The sequence below is a fragment of the Kitasatospora atroaurantiaca genome (assembly GCF_007828955.1).
GTDB classification, from domain to species: Bacteria; Actinomycetota; Actinomycetes; order Streptomycetales; family Streptomycetaceae; genus Kitasatospora; species Kitasatospora atroaurantiaca.
The window spans coordinates 130,233-153,951 of sequence record NZ_VIVR01000001.1 but is presented as its reverse complement, the minus strand read 5'-3'; the positions used below and the strand labels follow the sequence as shown (position 1 = coordinate 153,951).

The window sequence follows — 23,719 nt, the reverse complement described above, 5'->3', positions numbered from 1 at the left end:
GCGGGGGTGCGGCGGCGCCGCACCCCCGCCGGATGCTGCGTCAGCGGCGTCGGCCCCGGCGGGCCTTGGGCGCCTTCAGCTCCTCGAAGCGCGGCAGGTCGCCGTCGAGCAGGCGCTGCCAGGCCCGCCGGTACAGCTCGGCCGCGGGTTCGGCGGGCAGCAGCACGCCCAGCGCGGTGCTGCCGCCGCCGAGCAGCGGGAGCTTCCAGGTCTCCAGCGGCAGGTGCGGGCTGCGCTGCTCCGTCCAGCCGCCGGGCAGGAACAGCGTCCGTCCGGCGCGGGTGCGTGAGGCCTGCACGACCAGGTCGGTCGCCGCCAGCTCGGCCCGGGCGGCCTTGAGCCGGGCCGGCCGCCACCCCGTCCAGCGGGCGGTGTTGCGGTCGGTCGGGTCGGGCATGGCCAGCAGCATCAGGTACAGCGCGGCGGCATCCGCTCCGAGCCCGTGCCTCCCCCAGCCTTCGGCCGGGGGTACCCCCATCGAGACGGCCGCGACCAGGTCGGGCACCGAACGGGACGGGTCCTGCGGCCACCAGGTGCCGTCCGGTCCCCGCTCACCGGCGACCGGCTCGCCCGGGTCGCCGAGCAGCGCCTCGAAGCCGGGAGACCGGACCGCCCTGAGGGCTGCCTCGGCAGGGAAGGGCTCCGTGGCGTTCTCCCGCAGCGCGGGCAGGTACGGGTCCTCGCCGGCCGCGTCCAGCAGGGCCGTGCGGATGCCGGGGGCGGGCTGGTTGTCGTGGGTGGCCATGACGACCGCGCCGTACCGCTCGTAGCCCTCGCCGACCTCGGTCGGCGCGCCGGCGACCTTGCGGAAGTGCGGCAGACTGACGTAGCGGCCCAGGTCGAGCATCAGGCCGGGATTGGCGAGCCGGGCGCGGACGGCGGCCAGCGCGGCGGGCAGCGAGGCCCGCAGCGGGTCCCCGGCGGGCAGCCGGTGGGCCAGCCATCCGCTCATCGCCACCGCGCCGACCAGGGTGGCCGCGGTGAAGCCGGTGCGCTCCTCGACCGGCACCACCCGGTCGCCGCGGACCGTCCAGGACAGGTCCTCCGTCAGCTCCCCGGCCGCGGCCGGGTCCAGCACCGCGGACAGCGCCCGGCGCGCGGGCCAGTCGGTGCGCACTGCACGGACGGCCTCGCCCAGCAGTGCCTCCGGGACGGCGATCCGGCGGCCCACCCGCTCGTTCCACACCCGCGCGGCCGCGGCCACGTCCGGGCCCTCGCTCCACAACAGCGCCGGGTCGGCCGGCACCAGGGCGGCGAGCAGCTCCCGGCAGGTGTCGGCGCCGATGGCGCGCAGTTCGTCCCGGGCCACGGCTGCGTCCGCGACCTTGAGCCCGAGCAGCGCCCGGGTCTCGGACGGCAGGAAGTTGCGCTGCCACTCGCCGACGCGCGGCATGCCGGCCACCACCAGGGCGGCCATGGTGCCGGTGACACCGGTGAGTTCGGCGAAGCGCGCGGCCGCCTCCGGGAACCACGGCGCCGGCTCGCGCTCGGCCGCGTACGCCAGCAGGGCGGCCGCCCGGTCGTCGGGCGCGGCGCCGGCGAGCGGCGCGCAGGACAGCAGCGTGTACGGCGCCGGCACCGCGAACTCCCCGGCCGGGTCGTGGAAGAGCACGGTGGACTCGGTGTCGCCGTTGCTCGCCACCTCCCCGTCGACGAAGAGCAGGAACGCGCCGCCGCCGAGCGGCAGCAGCATGTCGTGGGCGCCGTGCCGGATGAAGCCGTCGCGGTCGGCGAGACGGTGGCCCTCCACGTGCAGCCGGACGCTGCGCCAATGTGCCGTGCCCGCCGTGGTGGTGAGCCCGAGCCCGGCGAGCACCTCGAACAGGCCGCGCAGGGCGGACCGGTCCTCGGGCACGGCGGTGGCCGACACGGCGCGCAGCGCCACCGCGTCGGGCAGCGCGGGCAGCAGCTGCCACGAGATGCGCTCGTACGGGAGCGCGGTGCCGTCCAGGTGCACCGTGCCCGGCAGCGCGGCTCCGGCGTCGGGGCCGGCCGCGCGGGCGAGGAAGCGCAGCTGATCGGCGGCGAAGCGGCTCTGCTGCGCGTTGTACCAGGAGGAGACGAAGCCGAGGCCGCTGAGCGCCGGGTTGAGCTCGAGGTCGCCGGGGCCGGGGGACTCCTCGACCGGGGCCGCGCCGCCGGAGAGCTCCAGCTCCAGCAGGTCGGAGATGGCGGTCAGGCGCTGCTGCGGGCCCAGCGCGAAGCGCACCACGCCGGCGACGCCGGCCACCAGGGCGTCGGCGGTGACCTCCGGCAGCAGCGCCCGGATCACCGCGGTCAGCTCCTCGGGGCGCTGCGGGTCGGCCTCGGCGGCGGCCTTGAGCAGCGCCGTGGCCGTCAGGTCGTCCAGGCGCCGCAGAGCAGCCGAGCCCTGCGGGTCGCGCGGCTGCAGATGGTGCCAGTAGCGCAGCGGCGGCAGGATCAAGGTGCCCTCGGCGAACGCGCCGGGGGCGTCGTCCGTACGGGCGGTGGTGGTGGTCACGCCGTCGGCGTCGACCAGCCGGATGCCGTAGGTACCGTCCTCGACGACGGCCACCGGCCGGTCTGCGCCGGGGAAGTCCACGATCCGCAGCGGGCTGTTCTGGTGGGCGGGCACGGTGACGCTGCGTCCGGCGAGGTCCTCGCCGCGCTTCGACCCGTCCGGGAGGATGACGGTGCGCCAGCCGAGCAGGCCGTCGGCCGGCCCGCCGGCGGGGGAGGGCTGCGCGGTCGGAGCCGGCATCACCCAGCCGTCGCCGAGCACGCTGCCGGCCGGGGCGTCGCGCAGGGCGTCGGCGAGGAAGGCGGGCACGGACGGGCGGCCGACCGTGCCGGTCGCCGGGTCGTACTCCATCCAGGTGTACGGGTCGTCCCCGCCCGGGTCGGCCCACACCCAGAAGGACCGGCCGTCACCGAGGACGGTGCGCTCGGCGGGCAGGGCGGTGTCCCCGGCGTGCACGACGCCGTGGCCGCCCGTGCAGCCGCCGCCGGGCAGCGGCAGGCTGTGGGTGGTCATGGTGCCGAGCCAGGTGGTGCGGGTGCTACGGCGGGCGGTGCCCTCCGGCATGGTGAACACCTGGTCGGCGGCGGTGTGCCAGTAGCCGAGGAACCGGTGGTTGTTCGCCCGCGACTTCCACTGGACCAGCAGCGCGCCGTCCACGTGGTGGAAGCCGACCTCGATCGCGTCGTCGGCGGGTATCCGCAGGTCGTGGGTGAGTACGGTGCCGTCGGCGCCGAGCACGCGGGCCTGCGAGGGGCCGGCCGCGATCAGGTGCGGCCAGGCGTCCGCGACGACGATCTCGTCGACGTCCTTGCGGGGGACGAGGTCGGCGGCCGCCTCCTCCCAGGCCGGCCAGGACAGCTCGTCGAGCAGGCCGGCCCGCAGGGTGCGCGCCATCAGCTGCGCCACGTCGGTGGCGGCCGCGGCACGGACCTCCTCCTCGGCGAGCACCAGGACCTCGCCGGGCAGCCAGCTCAGCGTGTGGAACGAGCCCATGCACTCGGGCAGGCCGGCGGCCAGGGGCCGGCGGGCGACCTCGGCCATCCACTCGGCGAGCATCGGCCGGCCACCGGGCGAGCGGGCCAGCACCCCGAGGGCGTGCCGCCCCGCGAGGTCGTTGGAGAGCCGGTGCGCGCCCTGCCTGAACGCGGGACGGAACCGCGGATCGGCCTCCAGCGCGACCAGGTCGCGCCGCTCCTCCTCCTGTGCCCACTGCTCCAGCCGCAGGGCGGAGTTCGGGTCCGGGTCGGCGACCGGCACGTCGAGGGCGAGCAGCTGGTCCAGCAGGTCGACGTCGGCCTCGGTGAACCGCACCGCGGTGCCCGCCGCCTCGTGCTCGACGCGCAGCTGCTCCGCCATCCGCTCGACGAGCGGAGGGAGCGCGGGGATGCGGGCACGGGCGCCCCAGCGGTTGCCGCGCCAGGCAAGGAAGCGGTCGAACCAGCCGGCGGTGCCGTCGGCGGGGCGCTCCTCCTGCGGCAGCGAGTCGTCCCGCAGGCCCGCGGCAGCCCCGGACTCCTCCAGCACCTCCACCCAGAAGGCCGGCAGGTCGGCGTCGTACGAGGAGGGCATCAGGTCGAGGAGGCGCCCGCGCGCGGCCGGGTCGCGCCGGGCCAGCGCCACCAGGGCCTCGCGGTGGCGCTGCCACCAGCCGGCAGCGGCGCGCAGGGTGGCGGGTAGCGTGAGGAGTTCGGCGAGGTACTCGCCCTCGGCCGCCTCCGGGTCGGCGCCGGCGGCGCGCGCCAGTCGGCGCAGGTCGGTGGCCATCACGGCGGACGGCTCCAGGCCGCCCGCGGTGCGGCGCACGCACAGCCGCCGGAAGCGGTCGAAGGCCTCGGCGGCCGGCACCCGGGCGCTCAGTTCCTTGGCGTACCCGGACAGCACCTTGACGGGCAGTGCGCCGGCCAGCGCGAACTCCAGGAAGACCGCGTCCAGGCGCTGTTCGTCCAGGACGAGGCCGTGCTGGGCCTCGGCCTTGCGGGCCCTGGTGAACATCTGCGCGGCGAACTGGGCGTTCTCGACGCCGAGGAACACCCGGCCGGCCTGCTCGTAGAAGGTCGGCAGGAAGTGCGGCACGGCGGCGGCCAGCCGCTCGGCGATCGCCTGGTAGGACTCCAGCGCGGCCTTCGGCTTCGAGGCGGCCTGCCGGGCGACCCGCTCCAGCTCGGGCACGATGCCCAGCGCGTGGTGGCCGTCCTCCGGGTGGTGCGCCAGCACCCACTCCGGGAAGCCCAGGGCCTGGCGCAGGCCGAGGCCGACCGGGACCGGCTCGGCGTTCGGCACCAGGCCGAGGAAGCCGGCCGCCTGGTCCTCCGCGGCACCCAGTTCGGCGGGCACCAGGCGCACCACGACCCGCCCGTCCAGGCCGGGGTGGCGGTAGCTGCGCGCGGTCAGCGGGACGGCCCGCTCGCCCGCACCCCGCGTGCCCGGCGGCAGCACGGCACCTGCCTGCAGCAGCTCCGTGGCCCGGTCCTCGGTCATCGCCGTCCTCGCCCCCGTGTCCTTGCGCTCGCTCATGCGTTCTTCCCCTCCTCGACCGTGCGGCCGGCGTACAGCGCGGCGGCCATGCGCATCCCCTCCGACCAGGCGACCGGGCCGACCCCGCCCAGGGTCAGCACCCGGCCGTCGGTGTCCCGCCAGCACAGCGAGCCGGTCTCCGAGTCGCCGCCCCAGTACGGCTCGCCGATCCACACCGCGGGCTCGACCGTCCGCTCGCCGTCCAGCACCCGGGCCGTCGCATAGCCGCCGGAGACCCGGTAGCCGAGCGAGGCGGCGCGGGCGGCCAGACCGAACCGCGAGGGGAACCGTCCGCCGGCGAAGTCCTTGATCTCGGTGGCCTTCTCCGGCAGGTCGGCCGGCTTGTGCCAGGTCGGCCGGTGGATCTGGTCCACGCCCTGGACGACGCCGAGCTCGGCGGCGAACTCCCGCAGGTCGTCCAGGTCCTCAAGCAGCACGGGGTGCGGCAGGGTCACCGTGGCGGGGGAGATGCGGATCGTCTCGCCGTCCAGGTTCACGAGCCGCAGCTCGCCGTCGGCGGTCGCGTCACGCAGGAAACCCACCTCGTCCTCGTCCTCGCCGACGACCACCACGTCGCGCAGCGCCGCCTGCCACGCCTCGTCCGGCCACACCCGGGCCAGCAGGCCCGTCGGCACCGGCAGCGAGGACACCATCCAGGCGTCCACCTGCTCCCGGCAGGACGCGGCATGGCGCTCCAGCCAGGTGGCGAACCGGCGCAGCCGGTCCGTCTCGGGGTGCTCCCGCACCGCCTTCGGCAGCGACTTCAACTGCCTGCCGGCGGAGCGCCCGGCCGTCGAACGCGCCGTCACCCTGCCCTCGACCAGGGCGACCTCGTACCCGTCACCCGCCGCCAGCCAACCCATAACGGCCCCACCTCGTGCTCTACAAGTCGTCAGAAACACCGCAGCTGACCGGGGGTCCGGACACCCCGCCCGCGGTGATGTCGGAAACCTAGCGCCACCCGCGGACAACGCGTCCCGTTGAGCACGAGGGGGGACGTCGGGAGGGCCGTCCGCAGCGGTGTGGCGCGTGCCCTGAGGCCGTGGCCGGACGGCGTTGCAGAGGGGGCCGTCGCCCGGGGCCGTACGCCTCGTCGCTGCACGCACCAGCTCCGGAGCGAGGCCTGCCGCGGGGCCGGACACCAGCCTGACGGCGTGTCGTAGATCACATCATCGGGCTGATGTGATCGCGGGTCGCCGAGCCGGGGTGAACCGCTCGCACGGCTGGGCGCGGTCGGCGCGCTCGCTCGGCCCGGGTGCTGTCCGGGCTGCCCCAGCGGGCCTTGCCCGTGCGCTCAACTCGGCTGTCTGGCAGCACACTTCGACGATGAGCGCCCGGATCGCCCAGTGGCCGAGGTGGAGCTCATTCGGGTCGTGCGTTCACGCAGATCAGCGTCTGCTGGCCGGTGGCAACGAGCGACCGCTCTCCGCCCCGGACGCCGAAGACCTCCAGTCGGCAGACGGTCAGCGTGCGGCCGGACTTCAGGACCGTTCCCACGGCCTCGATGTGGTCGCCCACGGCCGGCGCCAGGAGATTGATCTTGTACTCCACGGTGAGCACCGAGGTGTCCTCGGGGAACAGCGTGAACGCCGCGTAGCCGCCCGCGCTGTCGGCGATGGCACTGGTGGCGCCGGCGTGGAAGTAGCCGTTCTGCTGGGTCACTTCGGGCCGGCCGGGCAGCACGATGTGCACGCGCCCCGGTGCGATGTGCGCGATGCGCGCACCGAGATGACCCATCAGCCCCTGGCGTTCGAAGCTGGTCCGGATGCGCGCCTGAACCTCGGCGCTCGCCTGGTCCTGCCGCTTCTGGTCTTCCACATGCTCTCCTTGATTGGACGTCTCGGCCGGTCGCGCGGCCTTGTCCTCCGGGGGATCGAACGCGGCGGAACCGTCATCCGGCCAGGCGTTCCACGAGGAGGAACCCGCCGATGGCGATCATCATGGCACCGCTGACTCGGGTGACCGCACGCGCAGCCGACGGCCGAGCCCTGAGCACGGTGCGCGCCAGCACGCCGACGGCGAGGTAGACGACGGCGCAGCTTGCCATGTGGAGCGTGCCCAGCAGGCCGGTCTGGGCGGCGACGGGCCAGCCCGCAGCCGGGTCGATGAACTGGGGGAACAGGGAGAAGTACAGCAGCAGCGCCTTGGGGTTCAGGCCGCTGATCCCGGCGCCTTTCAGCATGGTCTGCCAGGGTGAGGCGGCCACGGCGTCCGTGGAGGCGTGGAGGCCGACCGGTCGTGCCAGGACGTTCCGGCCGAGCCACATCAGGTAGGCGGCCCCGAGGACGGTCAGTGCGGTGAGCAGGCTTGGCGAGCCGGCGACGATCACGACCAGGCCGGCCACGGCGAGCAGGGTGTATCCGGCGTATCCGGCCACCAGCCCGGCGACTGCGGGGAGGACCGACCGGTTCCGCAGTCCTGCCGCGATCGCGTAGGCCCAGTCCGCGCCGGGCGTGAACACCAGCAGGAGGTCCACTGCGAGGAAGGCCGCCACTGTGCCCGCGTCCATGAATCGATCCCTCTCGTTCATCGTTACGAGAGGGAAGATTAGGCGCGTTCTGCCCGAAAGTGTTCCTGTGTTTACCTCGGGATCGCGGAATATGAGGGAGAATCTTCTCCATGGATGCCATGGATCGGAAGATTCTTACCGAGCTGCAGCAGGACGGCCGGCTGACGGTGACCGAGCTGGCCGCCCGGGTACAGCTGAGCGTCTCGCCGTGCCACCGGCGCGTGCGCGACCTCGAACGCACGGGAGCGATCCGCGGTTACCGCGCTGTCGTGGACCCGGCTGCCATCGGCCTGAACTTCGAGGCGCTGGTGTTCGCCACCCTGCGCTGGGAGGACCGCGACACCGTCGCCGACTTCGAGCAGGCCGTGGCCGCCATCTCGCACGTGATCCAGGCCCAGCGCCTGTTCGGCGAACCCGACTACCTCCTGCGCGTCGCCACCGCCGACCTGGCCGCCTTCCAGCAGCTCTACGACCAGCAGCTGGCCACCCTGCCAGGCGTCCAGCGCCTGACCTCCACCCTCGTCATGAAGCACGTCGTCAACGACCGCCCGCTACCCGAGTAGCCAGGGCCTCCCGGGAGGCCGGCTCTGGCTACTCAGAACATGGTGTTGTCGTTCTTGGACGCCTGCGGGATGACCTGAAGGACGTCCCAGTGCTCGACGATCTTGCCGTTGGTGTCGAAGCGGAAGATGTCGATGCCCGCGTACTCCTCGTCGGGCCAGGTCTGGTGGCAGTGCAGGATGACGTGGTCGCCCTCGGCGAAGGCGCGCTTGAACTCGACGTGCTTGCCGGGGTACTCGGCTGCCATGCGTTCGAAGTAGTCGATGAAGGCCTGCTTGCCGTCGGCGACGTGCGGGTTGTGCTGGATGTAGGTGTCGCCGGCGTACCGGTCGATGGCCTCGGCGGGGCGGCACTGGTTGAACATCAGGTCGTAGAACGCCTTGGCGGTGGCCTTGGTCTTCTCCGGGTCGCTCATGGTGTCACCGTAGGGTCGGGCGCCGGGTGCGGCGCGGTGAGTGAGCCCGGTTCCCCCTGTATGTTGCCACCTTTCCTCGCATACCTATGCAAACCGTGGCAAACTGGACAGACGTGATAACGCTTCTACAGAGGAACATCACCCATGACCCATGGAGCCCACCCCCACGCTCCTGCCGTTCGCGCAGACATAGACCTGGCCCGCGGCTGCGAGGAATGCCGCAGCTGGGGAACCCTGATCACAAGCGAGGGCCGGCACGAGCTGTGCCCGGCCTGTCAGTACCCCGGTCCGCCGGAGCGTCCGGCTGTACCGAAGCCCGGTGGTCCCGCAGGCACCACATACTGAGCGCGCCCGGTGACATGCGTAGGGCCGTCCGCCGCTGACCGGTGGCGGACGGCCCGAGCCGTCAGTAGCCGACCGAGAAGGTCGCGTCGGACTTGTCGGTCGCGGTGGATATCGGGTCGATGCGCAGGACGTAGTTGGAATGCCTGATGTAGCGCGTCGGGTAGTTGTACGAGCGGAACGACGTCCAGGTCGAGTCGGCCAGCCCCGCGGTCCTGTAGAAGGTGGCGTCCTGGGCGAACGTCGTGGTGCCGTCGTTGACGTCCAGTTCCAGTTGGAAGTTGGCGTGCCGCAGGTAGCGGGTCGGGAAGCTGACCGACTGGAAGGAGACGCCGGCCGAGTCGGCCAGGCCCGGTACCAGCTTCCACTCCGAGTCGGTGTACGGGTCGAACGGGTACGGGTCGATGCGGCCGACGAAGTCGGCGTGCCGGACGTAGCGGTCCGGGAAGTTGTACGACTTCAGCCGGTTCCAGCCGGGCTTTCCGTAGTGCGCGACCAGGTTGTCGTACTCCGTGCCGGTGATCGGCTGGATGGTGCCGTGCTTGGAGTTGAGCGGCTGGGTGTACTGGCGCTGGTCGACCGGGGTCCAGGTGCCGGCGGACAGGTCGGTGGTCTGCCAGGCGTAGAAGACGCCGTTGGGCGTGTAGGTGTCACCCCACAGGTACCAGGTGTTCGACGTCTGGGACTTCACGACGATCGGGGCCTCGGTGCCGCCGTGGGAGATCCCCGAGGTGAAGGTGGTGAAGCTGCCGGGGTTCAGGGAGGTGGACTTCGCGCCGAGCAGCTTCCCCTGTGAATTGTTCTTGAAGTACAGGTAGTTCACGCCGTTGACGCCCACGGCCAGGTCGCCGTCGATCGTGTCGTAGCCGGGGTCGAAGAAGACCTGCGGCCCGGACGCCGTCTGGAAGTCGGTGGTGTAGTCCACCATGATCACGTTGTGGCCGCTGCTGTTGACGGACGAGTAGATGATCCCGTACTGGCCGCGGGAGGCGTCCCAGTACGCCTCGGGTGCCCAGCTGTGGGTGGCCATGGAGTGCAGCTTCAGCAGGTGGTAGTTGGTGAAGGTGCGAAGGTCGGTCGACTCCCAGACGTGGATGGACTGGCTCTGCCGGCTCCAGTCGGTGCCCTTCAGGTCGGTCGCCATCACGATGAAGGTGCCGTCCTGCTTGCGCAGGATGAAGGGGTCGCGGAGGCCGCCGGTGCCCAGGGTGGGGGTGACGACGGGGTTGTTCTGGTTGAGCGGGGTCCACTGGAGCCCGTCGGTGCTGACGGCCAGATGCAGGCCGTAGTCCGAGCCCAGCCCGTTCGGGGACTCGGTGAAGTAGCCCATCACGTAGGCGGGTCCGGTCGCGGCGTGGGCGGGCTTGGTGGCGGCCGTGAGGGTGCCGGCCAGCGCCAGGAACAGCGCCATCGCCAGAATCAGGAGGGGATGGAGTCTATGACGGCTCATGGGTCGGGTCTTTCGGTGCGGCTCGGGGCTCATCGGATTCCTCCGGGGCTGGGCTACTGAAGGGTCCACTTCTGGTTGCTGCCGCCGTTGCAGGCCCACAGGTCCAGTGCTGTGCCGTTGGCCGTGGCCGCGCCCGAGGCGTCGAGGCAGAGGCCGGCGTTGACATTCGTGACGGTGCCGTCGGCGTTCACGTTCCAGGTCTGGTTGATGCCGCCGTTGCAGTCCCAGATGACGACCTTGGTGCCGTTGGTCCTGCCTGCCTGGTAGGCGTCCAGGCATTTGTTGCCGTAGACCACCAGCTCCTTGCGCGCGGTGTACGTCCAGGACTGGTTGCCGCCGGCGTTGCAGTCCCACAGGGCGGCCTGGGTGCCGTTGGTGATGGTGCCGTTGAAGATGTCCGCGCAGCGGCCGGACTGCTGCCCGATGATCTCGGCGCCGTTCGTGCCGGGGAGGTCGCTCACCTTGACGGCGTCGAGGTCGGGCGCCCAGGCGGAGGCGTTGGAGAAGGTCAGCGTGTTGGCGGAGCCCTTGGCCAGCGACACCTCGACCGAAACGGTGCCGGAGGCGCTCCAGGAGCCGGTCGGCGGGAAGGAGACCGTGGTGGCGGTCTGCCCGTTGACCTGGAGCACGGCCGTACGGGGCTTGCCGTCGCCGTTGACGTAGGCGATGTCGACGACCTTGACGCCGGTGCTGCCGGCGGCGACGCCGTTGAAGCGCAGGGTGTTGGCGGCCCCGTTGCCGACGCTGCCCACCTTGGCGGCGCCGGAGCAGTTCGCGCAGGACGCGTTGACGGCCGAACCGGCCTTGGTGTTGGCGGTGGACTCCGCCTCGTAGGTGGTGCCTGCCGCCTCGGTGCCGCCGATGGTGAGCAGCACCGAGTCCTTGGCGGGGACGCTGGTGGTGTAGCCGGTGCCGAAGCCGCCCAGGTCCGTCTGCGACCAGACGTTGCGGACGGTGGCGGACGCGGACGCCAGGCCCAGGTCGGACCAGCGGACGGTGACGTTCTGGGCGCTGGAGGTGCGGTTGAGCAGGACGACGGCGCGCTTGCCGCTGCCGGAGAGCACCTTGCCGTACACCTGCAGGCCCGTACTGTCCTCGGCGACCTTGACGCCCTGCAGGCCGCGCGGGTCCTGGTCGACGGCGATGAGCTCGGGATTCTTCAGGATTCCGGCGGTCTCGGCGGTCATCGTGGTCAGGTCGTTGCCGGCCAGCAGCGGCGCGCCGGAGATCGCCCACAGGCTCAGGTGGGCGCGGTTCTGGGCGGCGGTGAAACCGGGCATCCCGACCATCAGCATGTCCGGGTCGTTGTAGTAGCCGGTGTGCTGCGCCGCGGGGTGCAGGGTCTGGTCGAAGTTGGACAGCATGTTGGACCAGGAGGGCGCGTTGCCGAAGAAGACGATGTCGTTGCTGGTCCGCCACATGGGGGCCATGCCGGCACCCCAGTTCCAGGGGTTCTGCTTGCCCCAGTTGCAGACGGACAGCGTCAGGGGCCGGCCGGTGGCGGCCGCCGCCTGCGCGACGGCGTCGCTGATGGCCTGGTAGCTGCTCCTGGCGTCGAGCCCCTCGACGTCGCCGCCGCACCAGTCGACCTTGACGAAGTCGAAGCCCCAGGTGGAGAACTTCAGCATGTCCTGGGCGTAGTGGCCCTCGCTGCCCGTGTTCGGCGCCGCCGGACGGCCGGTCGGGAAGTAGTAGCCGCAGCCGTTCTTGCCCGCGTCGGTGTAGATGCCCGCCTTGAGGCCCTTGCTGTGGATGTAGTCGGCGATGGCGCTCATTCCGCCGGGCCACTCGGAGGTGTCGACCGTGATGTTGCCCGCGCTGTCGCGGGTGCCCTGCCACCAGCCTTCGTCGATGTTGATGTACTGGTACCCGGCCGCCGGCAGGCCGGCCGCCACGAAGGCGTCCACCTGCGCCTTGATCACGTTGTAGTCGATCTTGGCGGCGAAACTGTTCCACGACGCCCAGCCCATCGGAGCCGATGGTACGGACACCTGGTTCGACGTCACCGCGGTCGGTTCCGTGCGGGCGAGATCGGTGTCCGCCCCGTGGGGAACACCGACGAGCGCGCCGACCGCGGCCGTCGCGAGCACCACGACCCGGACAAGGGCGTTCCGGCAGAGGCGCCGAGGTCGCATCCGAACGATCAAGGTGAACACCTTCCGTTCCGGTGGACGCGGAGGGTGGGCACCGCGTCGACGAGCCGGCTCAGAAACCGGCTGCGAGGGATGAATGTTAACGCTCACAAATCAGCCGATGACGCGCTCATGCATCTGCGGGGGTGAAGTGCGTATGGTGAGCGGCTCGGTGGCCATCACTATGGGTCAGCCGCAGGGACGCGTCAAGGTTTCCGGCAGGTAAATGTTAGCGTTCACATACCTACTGACTCATGCGCCCGAACCGGTCACCGAGAGCTGACGGGGCGACAAGTGACGTCCGGGGGCGGCGCACCGGAGGCTCTCGGCCGACCGCTCCACCGGCGGACTCGGCCGTTCGGTCCCAACCGTGCGCGATTACGTCCGATTCTGTTGACATGTGTGCGGAAGTCGTTCTAAGACTGCGTCAGAACGGATCGATCCCGACGAGGCCATCAGCTTGTGGCCCGGCGAGCGGCACTTCAGGTATCGGCAGCAGTGGTTCGCCGGCGAGCGACGCCGGCGGACGCCATCCCACCCCAGGGGGCGGTCGGACGAGCGCCCCGATTTCCCGAGACCCCCCAAGGAGTCCACGTGACCTGGACATCACGGCACCACCTCAGCGTACCGACCGTCCTGGTCCTCTTACTCGGCGCTCTGTTCGGCCTGGCCGACGCCCACCCCGCGGTGGCCGCGACATCGACCTCGATCACGGTGGACGGCGCAAGCCCGGGGCGCACCTTCGACGGCATCGGGGCGATCAGTGGCGGCGGTGGCAACACCCGCCTGCTGCGCGACTACCCGGCCGCCCAGCAGAGCCAGATCCTGGACTACCTGTTCAAGCCGGGCTACGGGGCGGACCTGCAGATCCTCAAGGTCGAGGTCGGGGGCGACACCAACTCCACCGACGGCGCCGAGGCCAGCATCGAGCACACCAGGGGCACCATCGACTGCAACGCCGGCTACGAGTGGTGGCTGATGGAGCAGGCCCAGGCCCGTAATCCCGCCATCAAGTTCGCCGGCCTGTCCTGGGGCGCACCCGGCTGGATCGGAAACGGCAGCTTCTACTCCCAGGACATGATCGACTACCTGGTCTCCTGGCTCGGGTGTGCCAAGCAGCACGGTCTGAGCATCAGTTACCTCGGTGGCTGGAACGAGCGCGACTACAACGCCACCTGGTACGAGAACCTGAAGTCCGCGCTGACCGGCAACGGCTACACCTCCACCAAGCTGGTGGCCGGCGACAACTTCGGCTGGTCCGTCGCCACCGCCATGCGCAGCGACAGCAAGCTCAACGCCGCCGTCGACGTCGTCGGCTCGCACTACCCGTGCGGGTACCTCTCGGCGATGACCACCTGCTCCTCCAGCGCCGACGCCATCGCCACCGGCAAGACGCTCTGGGCCAGCGAGAACGGCTCCGAGGACGCCGAGACCGGCGCCCCCGCGGTCGCCCGCGCCATCAACCGCGGCTACATCGACGGAAGGATGACCGCGTACGTCAACTGGCCCGTCGTCGCGTCTCTCTACCAGAACCTCGAGTTCAGCTCCGACGGGCTGATCACCGCCAACCAGCCGTGGTCCGGCGCCTACACGGTCGGCCGCACCACCTGGTCCATCGCCCAGACCACCCAGTTCACCTCACCCGGCTGGAAGTACCTCGACACCGCCACTGGCTACCTCGGCGGCAGCCGCGGCAACGGCAGCTACGTCAGCTACGCGGCCCCCGACCGCGGCAGCTGGAGCACCGTCCTCGAGACCATGGACGCCACCGCGTCGCAGACCGTCTCCCTCTCCGTGGCCGGCGGACTGCCCGGCGGCACCCTGCACGTGTGGTCCACCGACCTGTCCAGCCCGGGCACGGCCACCCCGCGCATGGTGCGAGGCGCGGACCTGACCGCCACCAACGGCACGTACCAGCTCACCCTGGCGCCCGGGCGCGTCTACACGGTGACCACCACCACGGGCCAGGGCGCGGGCAGCGCCACCAGTCCGCAACGCAGCAGGCTCGCGCTCCCGTACGCCGACAGCTTCGCCGGATACGGCGCGGGCCAGGAGGCCACGTACTTCTCCACGATGAACGGCGCCTTCGAGGCGGCCTCCTGCGGCGGCGGCCGCAGCGGCAGTTGTCTGCGCCAGATGGCGCAGACCACGCCGATCCGCTGGACCGGCGAGTCGTCCACCCAGCCCTACACCCTCATGGGCGACCTGAGCTGGAGCGACTACACGGTCAGCTCCGACGTGCTGCTGGAGAACAGCGGCAGCGCGGCCGAGATCCTGGGCAGGGTCACCACCCAGACCAAGAACAACGGCGGCCTGAACGCCTACCACCTGCGGCTGAGCGACACCGGCGCCTGGTCGCTGCTGAAGTCCGACGGGTCGTGGACCTGGACCACCCTGGCCGGCGGCACGGTGAGCGCCCCGGGCAAGGGCACCTGGCACAACCTCGCCCTGACCTTCCAGGGCACCTCCATCACCGCCAGGATCGACGGCACCACGGTGGGCACCGTCACCGACGGCAGCTACGGCGGCGGCCAGATCGGCCTGGGCACCGCCGGGTACTACCCCGTCCAGTACTCCAACCTGTCCATCACCCCCGGGACCGCCGTCGATCTGTCCGGCACCTACAAGCTGGTCAACGCAAGGAGCGGCATGCTCCTGGACGCCTTCGGAGGCGCCACCGCCGATGGCACGCCCATCATCCAGTGGTCCGCCAACGGCGGCGCCAACCAGCAGTGGACCCTGGCCCGGAACAGTGCCGGCTACTACACCATCACCGGCCTGGCCAGCGGCAAGGTCCTGGACGTCCCCAACGCCACCACGTCACCCGGGACCCAGCTGAAGCTGTGGACCGCCAACGGCGACGCCAACCAGCAGTGGCTGGTGGCGCCGGCCGCCAACGGCACCTACACGATCGAGGCCCGCTCCAACGGCTACAAGGCCGAGGTCGTCGGAGCGTCCACCAGCCAGGGGGCGGCCGTCGACCAGTGGCCCACCAACGGCGGCGGCAACCAGCAGTGGCAACTGGTCAAGGTCGGCTGATCGGCTCCGCCGTACGACCAACCCGAGCCCGCCTGGCATGCCCGCGCATCGCCAGGCGGGCTCGGCCCACACCCACGTACGCCCTCCCGGGGCAAGGGGGCAAGGGGGCAAGGGGGCGAGGGGGCAAGGGGGTGAGCGGTGATCAGGCCGGTCGGGGGTGTGCGGCTGGTCCGGGTGAGCGATCTCCCGCGCGTGCCTGCGGGCTGCCCGGGAGGCCGTCGGGTAGACCGGGACGCGCCCGCACCCTCTGGAGGAACGCGATGGATCACCCGGGGAACCCGATCTCCCGCCGCCGTACGCTGCTCGCCGGGGCCGGTCTGGCCACCGCAGCCGGACTCGGGCTCACCGCCCCCGCCGCGGCCGCCACCCGGGGCGGCGCGTCCCCCCGTCCGGTGGAGGACCCTGACGGTGCGTCGAAGCCCTGCCTGACGCCGCAGCAGATGGCCGGCCAGCGGGTGATCTTCTCCTACCCCGGTACGACCGTGCCGCAGAGCCTGCTCGACCTGATCGCCGCCGGACTGGCGGGCGGGGTGATCCTGTTCGGCGAGAACGTGTCGAGCCTCAGCCAGATCACCGCCGCCGTCCAGCAGATGCACGAGGCCAACCGCAGCAGTCCGGCAGGCGCCCCGCTGCTGGTGATGGCCGATCAGGAGGGCGGCAAGGTCCGGCGGCTGCCCGGCGGCCCGGTGCTGTCGGCCAAGGCCATGGGCGAGTCGGCGGACCCGGCCGAGGCCGCCGCGAGCGCGGGCCGCGAGGCGGGCCTGCTGCTCCGCGGAGCCGGGGTGAACGTCAACCTGGCCCCGGTGCTCGGCGTCTACCGGGCAGCCGGGGACTTCCTGGACCAGTACCAGCGCTCGTTCAGCATGGACCCGCAGGTGGTGTCGGTCTGCGGCCGCTCCTTCATCACCGCGCAGCAGGAGACCCGCGTCGCGGCCACCGCCAAGCACTTCCCCGGGCTCGGTTCCGCCACCGCTTCCGAGAACACCGACCTGGCCCCGGTGACCCTGACCACCTCGCGGTCCGAACTGCGCCGCGTCGACGAGTTCCCGTACGAGGCGGCGATCGGCGCGGGCGTCCAGCTGGTCATGCTCTCCTGGGCCATCTACACCGGCCTGGACCCGGACCGCCCGGCCGGGCTGTCCCGGACGGTGATCCAGCGGGAGCTGCGCGGGCGCCACGACTTCCGCGGGGTGACCATCACCGATGCGATCAACGCGGGCGGCCTGGCGGCCTTCGGCACTCCCGCGCAGAACGGTGTTCTCGCGGCGGAGGCCGGCATGGACCTGATCCTCGAGGCGACCCGGGACATCTCGCACGGGCAGGCGGTGGCCGAGGCGCTGGCCGACGCACTGACCGGCGGGACGCTGGACCCGCGGCAGTTCGACGCGTCCCTGCACCGGATCGTCCGCCTGCGGCACAGCCTCGCCTGAGCTGCCAAGCCTGGCGATCGTTGTCACCTCGCCCGGCAATGCAACTTTTGGTTGCGCAACTACCGGGAGTCGACTACGGTTATGTGCAACCGATAGTTGCGAAAGATGGGGACGGGCCATGGAGTACGGGAGCATCGAGCGCGAACTGCACATCGACGCCTCGCCCGAGGTGGTGTTCGAGGTGCTCAGCAGCCCCGAGTACATCCGGGAGTGGTGGAGCGCCGAGACCGAGTTCGAGCCGGTCGCCGGCGCGACGGGCAGCCTCACATGGACGGACCAGAGCAGTGGCCGGCACAATTCCGCGCCGTTCACGGTCGTCGAGGCCGACCCGCCGCGGACGTTCTCGTTCCGCTGGACGTACGACGAGACAGAGGTGGCGGGCCCGGGCAATTCGCTGCTGGTGACCTTCGAGCTCGTCCCGACGGGGGAGGGGACCACGGTCCGCTTCCGCGAGACCGGCTACCGCGAGCGGGGCTGGGAGGCCGCCGTGCTCGAGGCGCACTACAACGACCACCGGCAGGGCTGGGACTTCTACCTGCCGCGCCTGGCCGCGGCGGCCGACCGACTGGCGGCCGCGCGATGAGCACCGCGGTCGACGACGACCTCTGGTCGGCGATCGGGGACCCGACCCGGCGTCGCATGATCGACCTTCTGCTGGCCGAGGGGCAGGGGACCGCGACGACCCTCAGCGCGCACCTGCCGGTGACCAGGCAGGCGGTGGCCAAACACCTGGTCGTGCTCGACCGGGTCGGGCTCGTCCGGTCCGAACCGTCGGGCCGGGAGAAGCGCTACCACGTGGACGAGGCACAGCTGGCCCGTGCCGTCGCCCAACTGAACTCCGTCGGCGCGATGTGGGACGCCCGCCTGCGCCGCATCAAGAGCCTCTCCGAGGCGATCCAACGAGCCAAGAACACGAAGAAGTAGGGAGAGAACGATGGTGGACATCCTGCACCGAGTGGGAATCACGGCGACCCCCGAGAAGGTCTACGAGGCGCTCACCACGGTCGATGGCCTGGCCGCGTGGTGGACGACCGACACGAGCGGGGACGGCGACGGGGTTCTGAAGTTCCGCTTCGGCAACGTCGGCGGCTTCGACATGAAGGTCCTCGACCTGCAACCGAACGCGCGGGTGCTGTGGGAGGTCGTCGACGGTCCGGCCGAGTGGGTCGGGACGACGGTGAGCTTCGACCTGGCCCAGGACGGCGAGTGGACGATCGTCATGTTCGCGCACGCGGGCTGGCGCGAGCCGGTCGAGTTCATGAACCACTGCAGCACCAAGTGGGCGACCTTCCTGATGAGCCTGAAGTCCCTGGTGGAGACGGGCACCGGCGCGCCGCATCCGCACGACGTGCAGATCAGCAACTGGCACTGACGCCGCCTGCGAGGCACGCCCCGATGCCGGCGGAACCCGTCCGACCCGACCACCACCAGCACGGCGGCGTGTCCCCGTGGTTCACCCGCCGACCGGCCTACGGCCGGGCCTCGCAGGCGGACTCTTGTGCCGCGGTGGCCAGTCGGGCGCCCGCCTGCCGGAGCCAGTGGGCGGCCTCGGTACGGGCGGCGTGGGACGAGCCGGCGAGCGCGGTCAGGGTGAGCGCGGAGCCGTCGGAGGAATCGCCCGCCACGACCTTCGACGGGACACCCGCCCGGCCGGCTCGGGCGAGAACCTCGCCGACGGCCTTGCCACGGAGGCTGGTTGCGTCGAACCGTCCTTCGCCGGTGATCACCAGGTCGGCCGACGCGACCGCCTCGTCGAGGCGGAGCAGGTCCGCGACGGCGGCCGCCCCGGCGGTGATGACGGCGCCCCAGACGGCCGCCAGGCCGTAGGCGGTGCCGCCGGCCGCGCCGGCGCCCGGCTGGTCCGGCGCGCCGCCGACCAGCTCGCTCAGCCGGGTGAGCCCCGCTTCGAGTCGGGCGATCTCCTCGGGACCGGCGCCCTTCTGCGGTCCGTACACGGCGGCTGCGCCGTCGGGCCCGAGCAGCGGGTTCGTGACGTCGGTGAGCAGCTGCACGCCGCCGGGCGGGGCGGGCCGGAGGTGGCTGCGGTCGATCCGGCGGGCGCGGGTGAGCGCTCCGCCGCCGTCCGGCAGGGGTAGGCCGTCGGTGTCGAGGAGGCGCAGGCCGAGGGCTTGGAGCAGGCCTGTTCCGCCGTCGGTGGAGGCGGAGCCGCCGAGGCCGATCAGCAGGCGGGTCGCGCCGCGATCGAGGGCGGCGGCGATGAGTTCGCCGGTGCCGCGGGTGGTGGCGGTGAGCGGGGCGGGGTGTGTCATGAGCGGGAGGCCGCTGGCGGTGGCGAGTTCGACCACGGCTGTGCCGTCCGGCAGGAGGGCGTACTCGCCGTCGACGGCGCGGCCGTCGGGGCCGGTGCAGCCGCCCACCCGGTGGAGGGAGGTCCCCGGATGGGCGGCCGCGACGGCGGCGAGGGTGCCCTCGCCGCCGTCAGCCATCGGACGGATCGTCAGGTGATCGTCCGGTCTGATGGAGAGCCAGCCTTCGGCCAGCGCCCGGGCCGCGTCCGCGGCGGTGACGGTCCCTTTGAAGGAGTCCGGCGCGATGACGACTCTCATGGCGCTTCCACGTACGAGTGGTGGCGCTCGATCATGGTCGCCAGGGTCTGTCGGCCGGGGGTGTCCCAGGTCGTCTCGTTGAAGATCTCGACCTCGATCCAACCGGTGTAGCCGGCGTCGGTGACCATCCGGGTCAGGGCGGCGAAGTCGATGTGGCCGTCGCCGACGTGGCCGCGTCCGAGCAGGGCGTCGACCGGCAGCGGCAGCGTCCAGTCGCAGACCTGGTAGGAGGCGATCCGGCCGCCCGCGCCGGCTCGCGCGATCTGAGCGGCCAACTCCGGGTCCCACCAGACGTGGTAGCTGTCCACGACGACACCGACCTGGTCGACCGGGAACCGCTCGGCGAGGTCGAGGGCCTGGCCGAGGGTGGAGACCACGGCGCGGTCGGCGCAGAACATCGGGTGCAGCGGCTCGATCGCCAGGCGGACACCGAAATCACCGGCGTGGGGCGCGAGTTCGCCGAGCAGCTCGGCCACCCGCTCCCGCGCGCCGGCCAGGTCCCGGCTGCCCTCTGGCAGGCCGCCGACCACCATGACCAGGGTGTCGGTGCCGAGTTCGGCCGCCTCCTCGAGGGCGCGGAGGTTCTCGGCGAGGGCGGCCCGGCGGCCCTCGGCGCCGGTGGCGGTGAGGAAGCCGCCCCGGCACAGGGTGCTGACTGCAAGGCCCGCGTCGCGGACCAGCTTCGCCGCCTCGGCGACACCGGTGTCGGCGACCTTGTCCCGCCACAGGCCGATCGCCGGGATTCCGGCATCCACGCAGCCCTGAACGGCTTCGGGCAGGCTCCAGCCCTTGGTGGTGATCTGGTTCAGCGACAGTCGGCTCGTGCTCATGGCTCGCTCTCCCTCAGCCTTCGGCCGGGGGTGCCCCCACCGCTCGCTCACTCGGCCTCCACCCCCGCCACGGCGAGGAACCGGCGCATCCGGTCGACGGCGAGGTCCGGGTCGGGCAGGACGCCGGCCGCGTCGGCGAGCCGGAAGAGTTCCACCAGATGGGGGACGGAGCGACCGCTCTGGGCGCCGGCCACCATGGTGAAGTGGCTCTGGTGGCCGGCCAGCCAGGCCAGGAAGACGATGCCGGTCTTGTAGTGGTAGGTCGGCGCGGCGAACAGGTGCCGGGCCAGCGGCAGGGTGGGCGCCAGCAGCGCGTCGTAGCGGTCCAGGTCGCCCGCGTCCAGGGCGTGCAGAGCGGCGGCGGCCTTGGTGGCGATCGGGTCGAAGATGCCCAGCAGGGCGTGGCTGTGGCCGAGTTCGTCGCCGCGGATGAGCTCAGGGTAGTTGAAGTCGTCGCCGGTGTAGAGGCGGACGCCCTCGGGCAGGGCGCGACGCAGGGCGATCTCGCGGTCGGCGTCGAGCAGGGAGACCTTGATGCCGTCGATCCGGCCCGCGTGCTCCTTGATGAGCTCCAGCACGGTCTCGGTGGCCCGGTCGAGGTCGGCGGAGCCCCAGTAGCCCTTGAGCGCGGGGTCGAACATCTCGCCGAGCCAGTGCAGGATGACGGGCTGCCGCGACTGGCCGATCAGGCGGCCGTAAAGGCGCAGGTAGTCGTCCGGGCCGTCCGCTGCGGCGGCGAGTGCCCGGCTGGCCATCAGGATCGGCTGCGCGCCGGCCTGCTCGACCACCTCCAACTGCTGTTCGTAGGCGGCCAGGATGTCCGCCAACAAGGCGTCCGACGAGGGTAGTTGGTCGGTGCCCACGCCGCAGGCCAGGCGGCCGCCCACGGTGCGGGCCTCGGCGCCGGAGCGGGTGATGAGTTCACGGGTGGCGGCCCAGTCGAGGCCCATGCCGCGCTGGGCGGTGTCCATGGCGTCGGCGATGCCGAGGCCGAGCGACCACAGGTGGTGGCGGAAGGCGAGGGTGGCGTCCCAGTCGACGGCGGCGGGCGCGCCGGGGGCGTTATCGCCGAGCGGGTCGGCGACCACGTGGGCGGCGGCGAAGGCGATACGCGAGGTGGGAGCGGTGCTCGGCAGGTCGAGGGGCTCGGGTTCGCGCAACCGGTACGCGCCGATGCCGGGCAGGCACAGCTCGGTCATCAGATCTCCAGCTCGGGCACGTCGAGGCGGCGGCCCTCACGGGCGGAGCGCAGGCCCAGTTCGGCGAGCTGGACGCCCTTGGCACCCTCCATCAGGTCCCACTGGTACTCGGAGCCGGTGACCACGTGGCGCAGGAACAGCTCCCACTGGATCTTGAAGCCGTTGTCGAACTCGGCGTTGTCCGGCACCTGCTGCCACTGCGTACGGAACGAATCGGTCACCGGCAGGTCGGGGTTCCAGACCGGCTTGGGGGTCGAAGCCCGGTGCTGGAACCGGCAGTTGCGCAGACCGGCGACGGCGCTGCCCTCGGTGCCGTCGACCTGGAACTCCACCAGCTCGTCGCGGTCAACCCGCACGGCCCACGAGGAGTTGATCTGGGCGGTGATGCCGCCCTCGAGCTCGAAGATGCCGTAGGCGGCGTCGTCGGCGGTCGCCTTGTAGGTCTGGCCCTGCTCGTCCACGCGCTGCGGGATGTGGGTGGCGGTGTGCGCGTACACCGAGCGGACGGGGGCGATGATGCCGTCCAGCACGTACCGCCAGTGCGGGAACATGTCCAGGATCATGCCGCCGCCGTCCTCGGCACGGTAGTTCCAGGACGGGCGCTGGGCGTCCTGCCAGTCGCCCTCGAACACCCAGTAGCCGAACTCGCCGCGCACGGACAGGATCCGACCGAAGAAGCCGCCGTCCACCAGGCGCTTGAGCTTGAGCAGGCCGGGCAGGAAGAGCTTGTCCTGCACCGCACCGTTGCAGACCCCGGCCTCGCGGGCCAGGCGGGCCAACACCAGGGCGGCGTCCGGGGATTCGGCGGTGGGCTTCTCCGTGTAGATGTGCTTGCCGGCGGCGATCGCCTTGCGGATGGCCTGCTCGCGGACCTGCGTCAGCTGGGCGTCGAAATAGATCTCGGCGAGCGGGTGGGCGAGCGCCTCGTCCAGCGAGGTGGTCCAGTGCGCCAGGTCGTGCCGCTCGGCGAGCTCCTTGAGCTTGCGCTCGCTGCGGCCGACCAGGATCGGTTCGGGCCACAGGACCTCGCCGTTGCCGAGATCGAGGCCGCCCTGCGCCCGGATGGCCAGGAGGGAGCGGACGAGGTGCTGACGGTAGCCCATCCGGCCGGTGACACCGTTCATCACGATGCCGATCACTCTGCGGGCCATGGGTGGTTCTCCTTCAAGGTGGAACGGAAGCGCATATGGAAAGCGCTTACCAAAGATACGCGCCGAACCGGCGGCCGGTCAGGCGGTGCGGTGGATGTCCTGCGCCAGCACCGGGTGCGCGAAGGGCAGTCCGGCGACGTAGCAGGCCAGCTCGTCGGCTGCGGCGGCGGCCAGCCGGTGCAGTTCGCCGCCGAGGGAGCCGGCGGCATGCGGGGTGAGCAGGACGTTGGTCAGCTCGTAGAGCGGCGAGTCGGCCGGCAGCACCTCGGGCGAGGTGACGTCGAGCACGGCGTCGAGGCGCCCGGTGACCAGTTCGGCGATCAGCGCGTCCTGCTCGATCAGTGAGCCGCGCGAGGTGTTGACCACCGTGGCACCGTCGGGCATTAGGGCGAGCCGGCGACGGTCGATCATGTGCCGGGTGGACGGCAGCTGGGGTGCGTGGACGCTCACCACGTCGCTGAGCGCGCACAGTTCGTCGAGCTCCACCAGGCAGGCGCCGAGCGCGGCGGCCTCCTCCGGGTCCACGTACGGGTCGTGCAGCAACAGGTGCAGGTCGAACGGCCGGAGCAGTTCGAGTACCCGGCGGCCGATCTGGGAGGCGCCGACGATGCCCACGGTGCGGCGGTAGTTGCCGACGTTGCTGTAGGCGGCCTGCCAGTCGTACGGGGCGCGGCGCTCGCGGTAGTCGGCGGCCATCCGCAGAACCTGCTTGTTGGCGAACAGGATGGCGGCGAGGGTGTACTCGGCAACCGGCAGGGCGTTGGCCCAGGCGGCTGAGGTGACCTGGATACCGCGTTCCCAACAGGCCTCGGTGACATGGTGCTTGACCGATCCTGCGGCGTGGAGGACGGCGCGCAGCCGGGGTGCGGCCGCCAGCACCGCCTCGTCGATCGGCGGGCAGCCCCAACTGGTGACGAGGACCTCCGTGTCGGCCAGTGCGGCGAGGGCCTCGGGGGTGGTGAAGTCGTCGAGGATCACCGCGGGGTCGATCTCGGCGAGGCTGGTGAGCCGGGCCAGGGTGCGCGGGTCGATCAACTGCGGCGCGAGCTGCGGGTGCATGGCCAGCACGGCTCGCGGGCGGCGCCGGTCGGGGTCCGT

Annotated in this window: 18 protein-coding genes; 6 read left to right on the top strand and 12 right to left on the bottom strand. The window is 71.8% G+C overall.

Features of this window, described 5'->3' with window-relative positions:
* Window positions 1-40: 40 nt before the first annotated feature.
* The 4 genes from FB465_RS00720 to FB465_RS00705 form a co-directional block, all read right to left on the bottom strand.
* On the bottom strand, window positions 41-4,996 hold the full coding sequence (locus FB465_RS00720; RefSeq protein WP_246192428.1) for a DNA-binding protein: 4,956 nt from the start codon (window positions 4,994-4,996) through the stop codon (window positions 41-43).
* On the bottom strand, window positions 4,993-5,859 hold the full coding sequence (locus FB465_RS00715; RefSeq protein ID WP_145786628.1) for a DUF4132 domain-containing protein: 867 nt from the start codon (window positions 5,857-5,859) through the stop codon (window positions 4,993-4,995). The genes FB465_RS00720 and FB465_RS00715 overlap by 4 nt, the downstream gene beginning before the upstream one ends.
* A 499-nt stretch (window positions 5,860-6,358) precedes the next feature.
* The gene (locus FB465_RS00710; protein WP_145786627.1) at window positions 6,359-6,814 is read right to left on the bottom strand and encodes a PaaI family thioesterase; all 456 of its coding nucleotides are present in this window, start codon (window positions 6,812-6,814) and stop codon (window positions 6,359-6,361) included.
* Window positions 6,815-6,887: 73 nt separating this feature from the next.
* Window positions 6,888-7,505: a LysE family translocator gene (locus FB465_RS00705; protein WP_145786626.1), complete on the bottom strand. Its 618-nt coding sequence runs from the start codon at window positions 7,503-7,505 to the stop codon at window positions 6,888-6,890.
* A gap of 110 nt (window positions 7,506-7,615) precedes the next feature.
* Here FB465_RS00705 and FB465_RS00700 point away from each other — a divergent pair, with 110 nt between their 5' ends.
* Entirely contained in the window at window positions 7,616-8,068 is a 453-nt protein-coding gene (locus FB465_RS00700) for an Lrp/AsnC family transcriptional regulator (protein WP_145786625.1), read from the top strand.
* A 32-nt stretch (window positions 8,069-8,100) separates the two neighbouring features.
* Here FB465_RS00700 and FB465_RS00695 read toward each other — a convergent pair whose 3' ends face one another.
* The 3 genes from FB465_RS00695 to FB465_RS00680 all read right to left on the bottom strand — a co-directional run bounded on the left by FB465_RS00695 (window position 8,101) and on the right by FB465_RS00680 (window position 12,408).
* Window positions 8,101-8,481: a nuclear transport factor 2 family protein gene (locus FB465_RS00695; RefSeq protein WP_145786624.1), complete on the bottom strand. Its 381-nt coding sequence runs from the start codon at window positions 8,479-8,481 to the stop codon at window positions 8,101-8,103.
* A gap of 406 nt (window positions 8,482-8,887) precedes the next feature.
* Window positions 8,888-10,273, bottom strand: a complete 1,386-nt coding sequence (locus tag FB465_RS00685) for a glycoside hydrolase family 43 protein (RefSeq protein ID WP_211785689.1) — start codon at window positions 10,271-10,273, stop codon at window positions 8,888-8,890.
* Window positions 10,274-10,326: 53 nt separating this feature from the next.
* Window positions 10,327-12,408 carry a ricin-type beta-trefoil lectin domain protein gene (locus FB465_RS00680; RefSeq protein ID WP_145786622.1) on the bottom strand — a complete coding sequence of 694 codons (2,082 nt, stop codon included), beginning with the start codon at window positions 12,406-12,408 and terminating at the stop codon, window positions 10,327-10,329.
* 591 nt (window positions 12,409-12,999) lie between these two features.
* On the opposite strand from FB465_RS00680, the gene FB465_RS00675 reads away from it, so the two are divergent.
* From FB465_RS00675 to FB465_RS00655, 5 genes are all read left to right on the top strand, one after another.
* Window positions 13,000-15,444, top strand: coding sequence for an RICIN domain-containing protein (locus FB465_RS00675; protein WP_246192427.1), 2,445 nt, complete (start codon window positions 13,000-13,002; stop codon window positions 15,442-15,444).
* Window positions 15,445-15,704: 260 nt separating this feature from the next.
* The gene (locus tag FB465_RS00670) at window positions 15,705-16,874 is read left to right on the top strand and encodes a glycoside hydrolase family 3 N-terminal domain-containing protein (RefSeq protein WP_145786621.1); all 1,170 of its coding nucleotides are present in this window, start codon (window positions 15,705-15,707) and stop codon (window positions 16,872-16,874) included.
* A gap of 118 nt (window positions 16,875-16,992) precedes the next feature.
* Entirely contained in the window at window positions 16,993-17,457 is a 465-nt protein-coding gene (locus FB465_RS00665; protein WP_145786620.1) for an SRPBCC domain-containing protein, read from the top strand.
* Complete coding sequence (locus FB465_RS00660; RefSeq protein ID WP_145786619.1) at window positions 17,454-17,798, top strand: ArsR/SmtB family transcription factor; 345 nt, start codon at window positions 17,454-17,456, stop codon at window positions 17,796-17,798. Before FB465_RS00665 ends, FB465_RS00660 begins: the two co-directional genes overlap by 4 nt.
* A 31-nt stretch (window positions 17,799-17,829) precedes the next feature.
* Window positions 17,830-18,246, top strand: a complete 417-nt coding sequence (locus FB465_RS00655; protein ID WP_246192426.1) for an SRPBCC family protein — start codon at window positions 17,830-17,832, stop codon at window positions 18,244-18,246.
* A gap of 97 nt (window positions 18,247-18,343) precedes the next feature.
* Here the strand turns inward: FB465_RS00655 and FB465_RS00650 are convergent, their stop codons facing one another.
* The 5 genes from FB465_RS00650 to FB465_RS00630 form a co-directional block, all read right to left on the bottom strand.
* On the bottom strand, window positions 18,344-19,441 hold the full coding sequence (locus FB465_RS00650; protein WP_145786617.1) for a glycerate kinase: 1,098 nt from the start codon (window positions 19,439-19,441) through the stop codon (window positions 18,344-18,346).
* Window positions 19,438-20,271, bottom strand: coding sequence for a sugar phosphate isomerase/epimerase family protein (locus FB465_RS00645; RefSeq protein WP_145786616.1), 834 nt, complete (start codon window positions 20,269-20,271; stop codon window positions 19,438-19,440). Before FB465_RS00645 ends, FB465_RS00650 begins: the two co-directional genes overlap by 4 nt.
* Before the next feature lie 47 nt (window positions 20,272-20,318).
* Complete coding sequence (locus FB465_RS00640) at window positions 20,319-21,470, bottom strand: dihydrodipicolinate synthase family protein (protein ID WP_145786615.1); 1,152 nt, start codon at window positions 21,468-21,470, stop codon at window positions 20,319-20,321.
* Entirely contained in the window at window positions 21,470-22,621 is a 1,152-nt protein-coding gene (locus FB465_RS00635) for a Gfo/Idh/MocA family protein (protein WP_145786614.1), read from the bottom strand. Before FB465_RS00635 ends, FB465_RS00640 begins: the two co-directional genes overlap by 1 nt.
* Window positions 22,622-22,699: 78 nt before the next feature.
* Window positions 22,700-23,680: a hydroxyacid dehydrogenase gene (locus tag FB465_RS00630; RefSeq protein ID WP_145797049.1), complete on the bottom strand. Its 981-nt coding sequence runs from the start codon at window positions 23,678-23,680 to the stop codon at window positions 22,700-22,702.
* Window positions 23,681-23,719: the final 39 nt, after the last annotated feature.